This window comes from Ekhidna sp. (assembly GCF_965228795.1).
Classification (GTDB): domain Bacteria; phylum Bacteroidota; class Bacteroidia; order Cytophagales; family Cyclobacteriaceae; genus Ekhidna.
Genome location: NZ_OZ245839.1, coordinates 3,646,424 through 3,659,735, shown reverse-complemented (window position 1 = coordinate 3,659,735; position 13,312 = coordinate 3,646,424). Strand labels below are relative to the sequence as shown.

The following is a 13,312-nucleotide window of genomic DNA, read 5'->3' as shown; positions in this document are numbered from 1 at the left end:
GCGACTAATTTATGCTAAATCTGAGCGAGAGTCGTCTTCTTCTTCTGGTAATCTGAAATTTAATTCACCATTCAAGAACTCCTCGATTGCCATCGTTGTAGGCTTAGGCATGCGCTCGTAGAATTTAGAAATTTCAATTTGCTCTCTGTTTTCAAAAATCTCCTCCAAATTGTCTACAGAAGATGCAAACTCTGCAAGTTTGGCATTAAGTTCTTCTTTCTGATTAGCGCTTATTTGTCGTGCTCGCTTAGCGATGATCACCAAAGACTCATATAGATTGCCACTAGGCTCAAGAATGTCCTGATTGTCTCTTGTGATGATTGATGGATTTATTTGCTGCATATCGCTATTTTTATTTTGAATCCGCAAATTTAGTTATTTCTTCGATGCTTTCCGCATAAATTTTCTCAGCATCTTTTAAAAATTTACTATTCGGATATTTATCTATAAAGGCCAGGTAATGATCGATTGTATTTCTAAATCGCTCTTCCTGCTTGGATGGAATACTTTCTTTAGCAAGGTCAAAGGAGGTTTCAATTCTTAAAAAGGAAACTTCTTCATTGTAATCTGAATCTGGAAAATCATTAGCAAAATTATCATAGACCACAAGTGCAGCCTTATATCTTCTCAACTTATAGTAAAGCTTACACTGCTCGTAAGCTTTCTTTTCAAGTTTCTCCTGCATTTCATCGATGATACGATCAGCATCAGGTGCATATTTTGATGAAGGATATTTATTGATGAAGTTCTGCATTGCTGCGATCGCTTCGTAAGTCACCGTCTGATCCAATTGATAATCCGGAGATTGCATAAACAGAGAGTAAGCATGCATATATGCAGCCTCCATCACATAGTCAGACCTTCCGTAGATGCGAACGAACTCATCAAAGTGATGTGCACTTAGGATGAATTGTTTCTGATAATAGTAGCTATAAGCAAGGTAGAAGCTGGCAAGTTCAGCTTCCTCCGTACCCTTGATGATTGGGAGTATATCCTCTAAAAGAATGATTGTTCTGTGATAGTCTTCCTCTTCGTAATATGCCAGTGCGGCTTCATATTTCACTTTCCAATCTCCACTTTTTTGGATCTTGCGAAATTTGCTACAGCCAACAATGCTAAGTGCAGTAATCAACAAGAACAGAATTCTAACTTCCCTCATAATTTTTTAATAGGTCGGCAAAACTAAGGACTTATACCTTAAACGAAAACAAGGGTTTACCTTTTACCGCCTTCTTTAAGGGATTTTAACAATTCGCCTTCTCCCTTGGTGCGTTTCTCTAAATTGATTTTCTCTTTTGGCGGCAGTTTTGGAAGGTTTTCATCTTCTTCTTTTATCTCTCTTTGAAAGTCTGTAAACAGATCTTTTAGCTCCGGTCTTTGTTCACCTCTCCATTCAAACCCTTGTAGTTTTTGGACTTCCTCAGTTAACTCATGAGGGGGAATAAACCGTGCCTCAGGTTTGATGTAGAATGAGATGTTATCAAGCTCCTCATTTTTAAATCGGATGGTCATATCACTGCAAAGAATGCGATTCATTCCCAGGGTGATGATGTTGTAAGGGTCATCCTCATCAAGCACATAATAAATGCTTTCGCCATTACCATTCACATAAATTCTGTTGATCTGTGATTTGACAAAGAGGGCTTTCATGGTTCGCCCCTTAATTTGATTGTAATTTTTGAGGGTGTCTTCTGTTGCTAAGAATGCCTGCTGTAAAAGTGTCATCGATTTGATTTCCTTCTCCGTAACATTCATCTTAATGGTGTCACCTTCCAGTTGATTCTTGAGATTCCAGAAGATTGGATCCTGATAGAAGTATAGCATGGAATCTTGCAGGAAGTAAGCCGCTGAATCTGCCAACCCCTGAAGGTTACTTTTCCATATTCGTACGTTGTGATAGGCCAGGATTCTCTTGGCAGAATCATAATCACTTTCAATTGAGACGAGGGTGTCAGCAGCCAGGTATAGTGTATCTCTTTCGAGAAACCTTCGCATCAAGGCATTGCCGTATACTTTGCTAATGCCATTTGCTTTATCCGCATAGCCCTTTTCTCCTGTTATAACGACATCATCTTCCTTTGAGGTGAGCTTTACATTTCCTTTGGCGTCATAATATTTTTTGAGATCGTCAAAGAACAGTTCATCACCCTCCATAAAGTAATCCGTGGTTTCAACTGTCCCATCGATAAACTCTGACTGATCGATTTGTGTACGAAATGTACCACCCTTGGCATGTAGAATCGATTCGTCTTCAGTTATTATGGTAGTTTTTCCTTCAGTGATGGCAATTTTTGGGCGTGTATTATATCTCAGCGTATCAGATTTTAAAGTATAATCTGGAGCTACAAGAACCACATCATCCCAAAATAAGGCATATTTCTGTAAGCCGTAATAGTATCCTGTTTCACTTGTCAGGACATTTACAGAGTCTTTCAGCTTTCCGCCATTGTAGTAATTGCCAATTTCTGTATCCATGTTATAGTCCAGAAAATTGGTGGTTAGACGTTGGTCTGCCTTGGTATAAATCACATTATCCCTTAATTGAGCGGTTCGTGTCTGCCCATCATATATGAGCCGATCTGAAGTGATTGTTACTGAATCGTCTATGATTTTAACTCTACCAAATGCTTCCATGACATTATCTTCGACATAGTAGTAAGAGCTATCACAGTACATGGTGGTAGTCTTCTGAGCAAATACCACATTGCCAATAAGCCTTCTTATTTTCTCACCATTTTTACGAAATTCGAATAAATCTTCAGCTTTGTATTTGATCCGATCGACCTTTTGGGCGTTTGCACTCAGGGCTGACAGGATCAAAACAAATAAAACGAAGGTGAATTGAAGTAACTTCCGCATCTGGCAAAATTAACTGATCAAGTGGTGCATTCTTTACAAAAACAGTTCCATGATTTTATTCTCTCCAAACAATTGGTAAAAAAGGGAGAAAAACTACTACTTGCTGTCAGTGGTGGTGTCGATTCGATGGTGCTTGCTGACTTGTTTGTTAAGGATGGATTTGAAGTAGCCCTGGCACATTGCAACTTTGGCTTGCGAGGTGAGGAGTCCGACGGAGATGAAGCGTTTGTTATGGAATGGGCCGATAAACGAGGTATTAACTGCTTTGTGAAGTCTTTTGATCTGGAAGGATCTATACAACTGGAAGCAAGAAATGCCAGGTATCAATGGTTTAATGAACTTTTGATCGAGCATGGATTGGATAAGATTGCCACAGCGCACCATCTCAATGATTCACTTGAAACCGTATTAATCAATCTTTCGCGTGGAACCGGCCTAAAGGGCCTTACAGGAGTTCCATTGATTAATGAAAAGATTATTCGTCCACTTTCATTCGCATCGAAAAATGATATTTATAAATATGCTATGGACGTAGGGCTTGAGTGGCGCGAAGATTCGAGCAACAAGAAAGACGACTATGACCGGAATCAAATCAGGCATCATGTGGTACCGGAACTTGAAAAAGTTAATCCATCGCTTTTAAAATCCTTCATTAGCACACAGGAGCGATTGAGTCATGCAAATAAGATCATTACTAACAGAGTAGCGGAGATTAAGCAACGATTTATTCAAGATGATAGAGGGGGAGTAAGAATTGACTTAACATGGATATCTGACCCGTCTGATGAGCTGATCTTAGCCGAAATTTTAGCTGAATTCGGTCTTAATTATCAGACTGCAAAAGAAGTATTTGAGGCGAGAGGTAAGTCGGGGAAAAGTTTTTCAAGTGGGGAATGGTTTCTGACCATGGACCGATCTGAGTTGTTTATCGATAAGGGACAGAATGATACAGTAGAACTGGAGATTTCAGGTCTAGGAAGTTTTGATTTTGGAAACGCTTCAATTGAGTTGCAGCTTGTTAAGAAGGATGACGTGGTTTTTGAATCTGAAAATGTGGCTTACCTCGATTATGATAAACTCCGATTTCCGCTATCGTTACGAAATTGGAATGAAGGGGATAGGTTTCAGCCGCTAGGTATGAATGGGAAAAAGAAAGTTAGCGACTTCCTGATAGATATAAAGATACCGCTTGCTAAAAAGCATGAAGTGTTTGTAATGGAGAGCAAAGGAGAAATCTGCTGGGTAGTAGGCTACCGGATTTCTGATTCTTTTAAAGTGACAAATGATTCAACCTCTATTCTGAAAGTTTCATTTAGCCCTCCAGAATCTCCCTGAAGTCATGAAGTGCTGCCGAATTTCCAATTACCGTAATTACATCTCCTATCAGGAGGTGAGTGTCACCATGTGGAATGAAAATTTCGCTATTGCGACGCTGAATGACCAGAGATCCTGATGGGGGAAAGGCCACCTCTTTGACTAATTTTCGGTGTATTTCCTTTCTTTTGATCAGAATTTCTTCCACACGATACATCCCAAAACTCTCCTGAAGGGTTCCAACCGAATGTGGTCTGGTGACCATCGCTTCCACATGACTTGCAAGCACTTCATCGTGATCTACAATTTTCAGATCACCCTGTGGATCTATGAGGTCGTGAGCAGCCGATTGTTTTCGCATGATTATTTTTTTGTGTTTGAGCTCGTTTTTAATGTATCGTGCAAGCTCAAGATTGAGATTTCTTGATTCGGTTAAAATAATGATCAGGTCATTCGGTCGAATATTTAAGGAGTCAATAAAACCGGTACTCAATGCATCAACATCCTCATGCTTTATTCCTTTATTATCAAACTCTTGGGCCATTACCCTGTTTTGAAGGTAGGTGATACAGGATGAGTCATGCATATTCAATCGCTCCGCCAGAAATAAACTTGACCTACTGCCTCCAAAAATGTAGATGCCATGATGCTCTTCTATGTCATCACTCAGCATCCGATAGATGAAAGGACATGTAAGGCTGACCAGAATTGCTGAAGCAACGATTCCGGCATTATCTGCTGTGGTTATCACACCGAGTGAGAGACCAATTTGAGCAGCTGCAATAGTTAGTCCCATTCTGGCCGTGTTTAAAACTCCAGCCGCGATCGCTTTTTTTATTCCAAAGAACCGGGTCATTACCAGTGATGGAATAATCTGAATGAAATAGAAGCTGACAACCAGGATAAGAATCAATGGAATGGATTCCTGATAATTGCTGAGTGCAGATAAATCCAGATTAACGCCTACCATGATAAAGAAGATCGGGATGAAAAAACCATAGCTCATTCCGTCCAACTTAAAAAGGAGCGCTGATCGCTCCTTATTGATAAACATACTCAGTAGAGTGCCGGCAAAAAAGGCACCCATCACCAGTTCAGTATCGATTAGGTGAGAAACTATTACAAATAGCAATAGCAACACTACAGCCCCACGCACTCTGATCTGGCTGGCGGCATGTTCGAGTGTATACAACAGCTTCTGAAATGACCTGGATTTGAGGATGCGTTTTCCTACAATGTAGGTAACAACAAAAACCACAAAAATCACTGAAAAGAGCAGTAACTCGACCTGGAATCCATTTTTTAAAACTCCGGAATAGATCGAGATCAGGATGATGCTCATCACGGTGGCTATGGCGCCTTCCATAAGCATAACTTGCCCAAATCTTCTGGAGAGTATCCCGTCAGACTTGAGAATAGGGACAGTGATACTCACTGCTACTGTAGGCAATAAAATGGCATAGAATGCTATATCCAAATCTATGAATGTGCTGATAAGCCAGGCTACCGGAATGGAGATTAGCAGCGACCCAAAGTAGATAATAATGGCTAGCATCAAGGTATTGCTAAGAATATCTGACGCTCCGAATCTTCTTGGAAACGATGCAATAATTTTATTCACATCTATTTCCAGCCCGGCTAAGAAGATAAGGATTAAGAAGCCGGTTTGGGCCAAAAAATCCATATACTGGGTTTCGACCATTAAGTCAAGAACGAAAGGGCCAATAACTACACCCAGAATGATTTTCAGAATGACTGCATGTGATCGGGATACTTCAACCCAGGACAAGATCAGCGGAACGAGCCATGCAATTACAAATACAATGAAGAGCGGTCCGTAATTAATATCCATAGATTGGTTGCCAGCAACTGGCAGGCCCCAAAATAGTCAAAATAAAGGAGTGTAGTCTTAGGGATATTAATAAAAGGTGATTAATTCATTTTTTAATCATGAATCCCATCTGGGAAGCTGAAAAATAAACGTGGTGCCATTACCTTCTTCACTTTCGCATCGGATATCACCTTCCATAGCTTCCATGTATTTTTTGGATATGGAGAGACCCAAGCCGGTGGATTCTGTATCACCGTTCTTAAGTATTTTGAATGTTTCAAATAAAAACTTCTGATCTTCCTTGCCAATGCCAGGTCCCTCATCTTTCACAAATATTTCACAATGCCCGTTTTCTGATCTTACTCCCAAGTGAATAGTGGATTCATTTGGAGAGTACTTTACAGCATTGTATAAGACATTTTCAATAGCTTGGGTAAGGTATATTTTATCTCCCTTCACAAATGAGGCATCCGGAATATCGGATAGGTTAAAAGAGATATTCTTGTTCTTGGCTGAAAGGCTTTGCGATTGGACATTTCCTTCCAGGACTTCACGCACATCCAGTTTTTCCTGGACAACATTTAGTTTCCTACTTTCAATGGCACCCGCGTCTAGTATTTTGTGCACCATGTCACGATAGCCTTGCGACGATTTTTTGAGCACGCTCACCAAGTGATTGAAGTCTTCAGGTAGCTTATCCCGATACTGCTCTAAAATTTGAGAAAGAGAAGTGAGATCGTTGATTGGTTTTTTCAGGTCATGAGCCACCATACTCATCATCAGGTTCTTCTCTTTGTTTACAGCAATGAGTTCGTCATTCTTTATTTCAAGGTCCTGTCCTTGCTTTTCTATTTCTTCTTTCTGTCTAGTAATTTGATCATTTTTCTCGCTCAGCAAGATGTTCTTTTTCCTTTTTTGTCGGTACTGAACATAAAGGATGACAAGGAAAAGCAAAGTGAGTGAAGTGATGATAATTAGCCCATTTCTGATAAGGCGTTCATTTTCGAGCTGCGCTTCTTGTTCGCGAAGGGTTACTTCGTTCAACTTAAGCTGAAGTCTTTGCCTTTCTGCTATTTCTCTGGCTCTAAATAAAGAATCCTGAGCTATTTGAAGCTTTTGATTGCTTGACTGTAAAGCACGATCTGTTTTCGCTTTTTCGTTTGCGATTTGCGCAACTTTCTGATTAGACTCTGACTGTATTTTTTTTGCTTGTTCGTCTCTTAAGAATTTATCTACTGTGGAATACAAATTGAAGTATTCAATGGATTTTTCAGAATTGCCGATAGCTTGATAGCATTCGTATAAAATGCCATAGCATCTTTTGGTGAGATTGATATTCTCTAGTTCCTGGGCTATGGCTAAACCTTCGGTCGCAAAGTCAATTGCTTTTTGATTTCTGCCAAGGCTTTGATTAACGGAAGCGGCATTGATTAATCCGGAGAGGATGTAGTTTTTTTGTTTAAGCTCTTTGGAGAGTTTTATACCCTTTTCAAAATTTTCAAGTGCCTTCTCGTACTCCTCATTGTCAATTTGAACAAGCCCCAGATTATAATAGGCACTTTTAACACCATTCTTATTGCCTACTTTCTCATTGTGCTCAATGGATTGTTGGAAATATGAAATTGCCTGATCGTTTTTTCTATTATTCCAATAGAGGTAGGCAATCTTGCCACAAATGCCTGCTGCATCATCGTGTTTACCTTCCTGAACAGCAGTTTTTAGTGCTTGTTCGTAGTGATCTATTTGGCCTTGAGCCTCATCACTTAGATTTTGGGCGAGCGAGTAAACGGTGATGAATAAACAAGCAATGCTACAAATTAAAGCTCTGCTTAAATTAATCATGTGGCAAAAGTATTATCATTATTCTATGTAAAACACTATTTCTTCCTGATTTTCATTACCAAGCTTATCGGTAACGGCTACATTGATACGATATAGTGTATCCTTCTTAAAGTTCTCGATCAGACTTCTGTAAGACTGCATGGGTCCACCATTAATCTGATAACTGATTTTATCCAGTCCGGCATACTTGTCGGTAGAGGATAAAAATAGCAGTACGTGAGGAGGAAACACTGGAACTGTTTCTCCTTCTATTTCTCGTGTTTTGTTTGAGTCAATGCTGAATCTATTGAATACATTCGGGCCCTCATTATCCACGATGCATAGGATATTTTTTGTGCTGGAATTTGAAAGATTATCATATCCATTGTAAGTCACCACGTGAAATCCATCGCTCTCAATAGAAAATGGGTCTGTGAATGTTTGTAATGATCCATCATCTATCTGATAGTCGATTTCTCTGAATCCGGCATCTTTATCATTCCCACGAAGAGTTATTTTAGTTTCTTTGGATATATACACTGTGTCTTTCACTTCAAAAGACGGACCTGCCAAATTATAATTTAAGCTTGGGCCTGAGAGGTCCACATAACTAAGAAGGTTGTCTTTATCTGAAAACTCTGTGGTACGAACCCTGTTATTAACCTTATCTAATACAAGCACCTCAATATTCAGGCTTCCTGACTGGGTCAGATAAAATGGAGATTCGTACAATTTGAATTCTCCACCATTCACGGAGTATCTGATTTCTTTTACTCCCGCCTTATTATCCATCGCCACCAGCTTCAATTTGGTTCTTCCTGAGTAGTATTCTTTCCCATTCGCTATGAATGTATTACCAATGATTTCGTCTATCACACGTGGAGCTGACTTATCTAAAAAGAAGCTGTAGGTTTTCTTTTCTTCGTTATTATCTACATCATCTACTGCGAAATAGGTGATTGTATGTTCACCTTCGCTTAATCCGGAAATGTCAATTGGGGATGAATAAACAAAGGTTTTTCCATCGTCGATGGTATAAAATATTTTACTATTAGCAGCTGCATTATCCTTTGTACTAAGTACAATTTGAGATCGGGATGAGACCACATTATCGGAAAGATCACCTTCAACATTGATGGAAGATGATGGTGCAGATTTATCAACTTGAATACGGATCGTTTGCAGTTCTTCAGTGTTTCCAACTTTATCAACTGCATAGTACTTCAAAACATAAGATTTCTCTTCATTCAAATTGAGTGCAGCATTGTAAACTTCATAGGGAGCTCCGTCTAAAGAATAGTAGATAGATGCAATCCCAGAAATTCCATCTTCAGAAGTAAGCGTAACATTCCCGGATTTCAATATGACATTTCCATCTACTCTGGCGATTTTGTCGTCACCAAATGAGATGGAAGTAGAAGGTGGTCTGCTGTCTGCATATAGCGCAAAAACAACTTCCTCTTTTGGGTAAATAGTTTTTTTAGTTTCAGGATCTACTTTCCATGGCGATCTGATCGTATTTAGTCCTTCGGTATCAAGGTACATTGGGCTACTATACTTTGGATCATTGTCTCCTAATGTCTCGCTATTGCTTCCATCGGGGCTTGTGGAAACGCTTAGATAAACCGGGAGGTCTTTGTTTACATAGACTTTTCCATCTTCATCTTTATGAATTTTCTTTTCGTGGGTTGGAATTTGTTGGGAAAAAAGGCTGGTGGTTAGAAGTGCTAAACAGCATACTCCGATAAGTTTTTTAATCATTCGTCTTTGGTTAATTAGTGACATCTATTCACTAATATATACCTGTACTGATGTGAAGGTGATTATTATAAGACGGACGCTAATACCTATTCGATTAATGAGAAAATACGGCGACTAATCAATTTATTTTTTTCACACGACCGACGATCCCATCCTCCAGCATAACCTTAATTCCATGGGGGTGATTTGAAGATTTTGTGAGAATTTTTTTAACTGTCCCCTGAGTTAATTCACCTGATCGTTGATGGTGTTTTTGAACAACCTCAACTTCGGCACCTATTTTGATATCGCTTCTTTTTGTTCCGTCCATCACACTTTTAGTCGCATTTGAATCAGCTTGAAAGAAGAAAAAACTACCCAAACAAAATTAACTGCCACGAAAGGAAAGGCTCCATTCATGTATGCATTATATAGGAGAAGGATAGAACCGATGAGGTTGAGCAATAAGTAGCTAGTAGATTCAGCAGTGATTTTCTGAAACAAGTTTAAGGCAAATCCTAAGAGGAGGCTGCCGGCTCCCAGCCATCCGATAAGTTCTAGTATGTCCATAGTTGAGAATATTGAGTGGCGAAAGTAGGAGCTTTTTACAACATAGTGCTACTGCTTTGCCAACTTAAAAATCAATTTGGTTTAACCCAATCTTAATGTAGTCAGATTTCATTTTCGCTTTTCCCTTTAGGATCGCATCATAAAAAAGCCAAATTAAAAAGTTGATCTACTCATCTTTTAAGTATTGAACAGGATTTGTTTTCGTCACTTTGAAAATCTGGGAGATAATCGTAATTAATGCAATTACAAGCGTGATAACAGCCGTTGTACTAATTATTGCACCATCGAAGTTCACATGATATGGGTAGTTCTCGAGCCATCGATTGATTAGTATACTTCCTACACCAAGTCCTAGCAACAGACCCAACAAGATGATAAGAATAAATCTCCTTGTAAACACTCTGTACAGGCTACCGGATGAGGCTCCCAATACCTTTCTGATGCTGATCTCTTTCAAACGTTGACTCAATTGCAATCCTACTATCCCCAAAAGCCCCATTGCAGCAAGGAAAATGGATACAAAACATCCAATGGTGACTAGCTGCATCATTCGTTGTTCCTGTTGATAGCTACTCTTGTAAACATCTTCCAGAAAGCTAAACTCAAACGGGAAGGGCTCGAAATGCTTAGCCCATACTGAGCTGAACTTTTCCTGATCGAAAACTGTGCCATCACTCAACTTGAGGTATACAGATTGTAACGGATAGGCTGGTGCTATATAGATTACCAACGGGTCAACTGTGCTTTTCACTGATTCATAGTGATAATCTTCTACCACACCAATAATCTTTGGGTTGATCAGGTCTCCGTACTCAAATGGAACAATTTCTCCAATTGGATTCTCCAGGTTCATTTTTGAAAGAAATGCTTCGTTCACCAAAATAGCTGATTCATCCGACCCGATTTCCGAATCAAAATTTCTTCCTTTTATAATCTTCACATCCAATAAACTCATCAGGTCTTTATGGACTCTTAAGTGGCGAACGTCAAACTGATTTTCGCCTTTCGTACGAGTGCCATTGTACCCGGAAATAGCCGCTACTTTGCCAACTTCAGGCATTTGCGACAAGTCAGTGACAAAAGATGCGATTTTGCCCTCATCTGCCTGGATGTAATCCATGTAGAGTACATTTTCATAATCCACCTTGGTGTCAAAGGTCGAAAGGAATTTGATTTGCTTGTTCATGGTGAGCATACCGGCCACCAGGACAGTTGCAATCATAAACTGTATGCTTAGCAGAGTTTGTGTGATCCACTTACCGGATTTGATTTTTTGTTCACCTTTTAGGCTTTTGATGATGTGAAACCGTGAAAGGATAAAAGCAGGATAAACACCACTGATGAATGCCGCAGCTATAAGAATACCAATAGCTCCCAAAATAAAACTCCAATCTAAGATATAATTCAAGTCATAATCTTTCTGAACAAAGTCTGAAAAGTAGGGTAGTACAAGCAACATTACTCCCAGAGCCAATGCTCCTGCAAGCACGACTGAAATGAATGATTCGGTAATGAGTTGGCTAAATATTCCTGACCTCTCCGCTCCAATCACTTTCCTTAATGCCACCTCCCTGGCGCGGTTGATATAGAGTGAAATGTTGAAGTTGGAGTAGTTGATCATAGAAATGATCAGGCAGAAAATGCCAATACCTGCAAATAAGCGGATCAGCTCATTGTTCCCACCTCGGGAAATACCATTGTAATGGCCGTAATCTTCATTTAGGTGAATTTCGGATATAGGCTGTAGTTTCAGTAGAACAGATGCACCCTCTTCGTCCGGTTCAGCTTCCTGATGCAGTTCATTCATTTTTTCTTCTGCAGACGCTTTGTTTAAAGGGCTTGACAATTTCACCAATGAATTCATGTTGATGTCAAACCATGTGGTTAACCTTCGCTTGGGTGCATTGGTGATATAATTGGCGTAAGACATAATCATTTCTCTTCTTACGGAGGTGTTTTTCGGAATGTCTTCATAGACTCCTCGAATGATAAAGTCTTCAAACTCTTCGCCTCTAATCAATGAAATAATCTCACCAACCGCTTTTCCTCTGACGTTTAATTTTCCTGCAAGTGTTTCAGAAATAATGATATCATTTGGTTGGTCGAACGCAGCGGCAGTACCCTCCAAAAAGTTGAGATTTAGGTAATTAATCATAGCTTGGTCAGCCATAATAAATGACTGCCCAATGGATTCTTCTCCTTTTTTGATCAAGCCATAATCTGATTTGAATCGGGCGATACTTTCAATTTCAGGAATTTTTTCTTTGAACTGAACAGACATGGCATTTGAGCTACCACCAATATGGTGGACATCATCGCCTCTTTGAAAATCTGAGACGATACGATAAAGTCTTTCATGATCCGGGAGGTGCTGGTCAAAGCTCATCTCGTCTTGTGCGTAGAGATACGCCAGCCAGCAAAAGGAAATTCCTAGTGCTAGACCTAAAATATTAAGAGAGGAGTAGAGCTTATGTTTTTTCATAAAGCGCCATCCCGTTTTGATATAGTTTTTGAACCTCATGATGTAGTTATTTATATAATGAGTCGTCTTAAGATTAGCTGGACGAATGGATCGGAAAGTCTCCAGAATAAAGTGCCAGCGTGCTTTTGTAAGTCCTTTTTCTTGCACTCGCCAGCAAAAAGCTTCATGCAAATCCCCTTGAACTTCTTCGATCAGGTGATCGGCACAGCACTTCTTTATCAGCCAGTCGGCCCACTTTGGTGGATTATGTCCTGACATATTGTAAAGATGGTTTGGTGATACCACTCCAAAGTTTGGTTTTTACTTCATTGAGCTCACTTATCAGTTTGTAAGCTGTAGGGGTGGCCCAATAGATGCGTTTTCTTCTGCCACCACGTTCGGGGGTAGGTTGGCCAAATTCTGAATTGACCCAGCCTTTCTTTTCCATACGTTTCAGCACGACATGAATAGCAGGGATGGAAATGTTTTTACTCAATGCATCTTCATATTCCTTGGCAATATCCACGCTATTGATCTTCTCATTTTTGAGCAAAATCATCAATACAATTTCTTCCAGTGATCCAATCGATTCCATTAGATTAATAATTGTTTAAGTTATGGATACGAATATCATTAATAAATGTTTAAGTAATAGTAAGTTTTTCAGAAACTTTCGGACTATAGGTTCTTTTTCTTTTGCTGTGGGCTCAGTTCAC

At 39.6% G+C, this 13,312-nt stretch carries 11 protein-coding genes; 1 reads left to right on the top strand and 10 read right to left on the bottom strand.

Annotated features, from left to right (window positions below; translation table 11 throughout):
- Nucleotides 1-9 precede the first annotated feature (9 nt).
- Genes ACQK2H_RS16400 through ACQK2H_RS16390 form a run of 3 tightly spaced genes read right to left on the bottom strand, consistent with a single transcriptional unit; the run spans nt 10 to nt 2,859 of the window.
- Nucleotides 10-342 (bottom strand): DNA-directed RNA polymerase subunit omega, encoded by a 333-nt coding sequence (locus tag ACQK2H_RS16400; protein WP_425392461.1) that lies wholly within the window; start codon nt 340-342, stop codon nt 10-12.
- 10 nt (nt 343-352) lie between these two features.
- Entirely contained in the window at nt 353-1,159 is an 807-nt protein-coding gene (locus tag ACQK2H_RS16395) for an outer membrane protein assembly factor BamD (protein WP_425392460.1), read from the bottom strand.
- 56 nt (nt 1,160-1,215) lie between these two features.
- Nucleotides 1,216-2,859 carry an OstA-like protein gene (locus ACQK2H_RS16390; protein ID WP_425392459.1) on the bottom strand — a complete coding sequence of 548 codons (1,644 nt, stop codon included), beginning with the start codon at nt 2,857-2,859 and terminating at the stop codon, nt 1,216-1,218.
- 24 nt (nt 2,860-2,883) lie between these two features.
- Between ACQK2H_RS16390 and tilS the strand changes: the two genes are divergently transcribed.
- Nucleotides 2,884-4,194: a tRNA lysidine(34) synthetase TilS gene (gene tilS, locus ACQK2H_RS16385; RefSeq protein ID WP_425392458.1), complete on the top strand. Its 1,311-nt coding sequence runs from the start codon at nt 2,884-2,886 to the stop codon at nt 4,192-4,194.
- Here the strand turns inward: tilS and ACQK2H_RS16380 are convergent.
- The 7 genes from ACQK2H_RS16380 to ACQK2H_RS16350 form a co-directional block, all read right to left on the bottom strand.
- Nucleotides 4,172-6,025, bottom strand: coding sequence for a cation:proton antiporter (locus ACQK2H_RS16380; protein ID WP_425392457.1), 1,854 nt, complete (start codon nt 6,023-6,025; stop codon nt 4,172-4,174). The genes tilS and ACQK2H_RS16380 overlap by 23 nt on opposite strands.
- A gap of 96 nt (nt 6,026-6,121) precedes the next feature.
- The gene (locus ACQK2H_RS16375; RefSeq protein WP_425392456.1) at nt 6,122-7,846 is read right to left on the bottom strand and encodes a tetratricopeptide repeat-containing sensor histidine kinase; all 1,725 of its coding nucleotides are present in this window, start codon (nt 7,844-7,846) and stop codon (nt 6,122-6,124) included.
- Nucleotides 7,847-7,864: 18 nt separating this feature from the next.
- Nucleotides 7,865-9,586: a chitobiase/beta-hexosaminidase C-terminal domain-containing protein gene (locus ACQK2H_RS16370; RefSeq protein WP_425392455.1), complete on the bottom strand. Its 1,722-nt coding sequence runs from the start codon at nt 9,584-9,586 to the stop codon at nt 7,865-7,867.
- Between the two features lie 118 nt (nt 9,587-9,704).
- Entirely contained in the window at nt 9,705-9,896 is a 192-nt protein-coding gene (locus ACQK2H_RS16365; RefSeq protein ID WP_425392454.1) for a YwbE family protein, read from the bottom strand.
- Nucleotides 9,896-10,135 carry a CBU_0592 family membrane protein gene (locus ACQK2H_RS16360; RefSeq protein ID WP_425392453.1) on the bottom strand — a complete coding sequence of 80 codons (240 nt, stop codon included), beginning with the start codon at nt 10,133-10,135 and terminating at the stop codon, nt 9,896-9,898. The genes ACQK2H_RS16365 and ACQK2H_RS16360 overlap by 1 nt, the downstream gene beginning before the upstream one ends.
- A gap of 166 nt (nt 10,136-10,301) precedes the next feature.
- Entirely contained in the window at nt 10,302-12,875 is a 2,574-nt protein-coding gene (locus ACQK2H_RS16355) for an FtsX-like permease family protein (protein ID WP_425392452.1), read from the bottom strand.
- Nucleotides 12,862-13,191, bottom strand: coding sequence for a PadR family transcriptional regulator (locus ACQK2H_RS16350; RefSeq protein ID WP_425392451.1), 330 nt, complete (start codon nt 13,189-13,191; stop codon nt 12,862-12,864). Before ACQK2H_RS16350 ends, ACQK2H_RS16355 begins: the two co-directional genes overlap by 14 nt.
- Nucleotides 13,192-13,312 lie beyond the last annotated feature (121 nt).

Coding starts and splice junctions, on each gene's coding strand:
- ACQK2H_RS16400 (WP_425392461.1), bottom strand. CDS start 342: ATGCAGCAAATAAATCCATCAATCATCACAAGAGACAATCAGGACATT.
- ACQK2H_RS16395 (WP_425392460.1), bottom strand. CDS start 1,159: ATGAGGGAAGTTAGAATTCTGTTCTTGTTGATTACTGCACTTAGCATT.
- ACQK2H_RS16390 (WP_425392459.1), bottom strand. CDS start 2,859: ATGCGGAAGTTACTTCAATTCACCTTCGTTTTATTTGTTTTGATCCTG.
- ACQK2H_RS16380 (WP_425392457.1), bottom strand. CDS start 6,025: ATGGATATTAATTACGGACCGCTCTTCATTGTATTTGTAATTGCATGG.
- ACQK2H_RS16375 (WP_425392456.1), bottom strand. CDS start 7,846: ATGATTAATTTAAGCAGAGCTTTAATTTGTAGCATTGCTTGTTTATTC.
- ACQK2H_RS16370 (WP_425392455.1), bottom strand. CDS start 9,586: ATGATTAAAAAACTTATCGGAGTATGCTGTTTAGCACTTCTAACCACC.
- ACQK2H_RS16365 (WP_425392454.1), bottom strand. CDS start 9,896: ATGGACGGAACAAAAAGAAGCGATATCAAAATAGGTGCCGAAGTTGAG.
- ACQK2H_RS16360 (WP_425392453.1), bottom strand. CDS start 10,135: ATGGACATACTAGAACTTATCGGATGGCTGGGAGCCGGCAGCCTCCTC.
- ACQK2H_RS16355 (WP_425392452.1), bottom strand. CDS start 12,875: ATGTCAGGACATAATCCACCAAAGTGGGCCGACTGGCTGATAAAGAAG.
- ACQK2H_RS16350 (WP_425392451.1), bottom strand. CDS start 13,191: ATGGAATCGATTGGATCACTGGAAGAAATTGTATTGATGATTTTGCTC.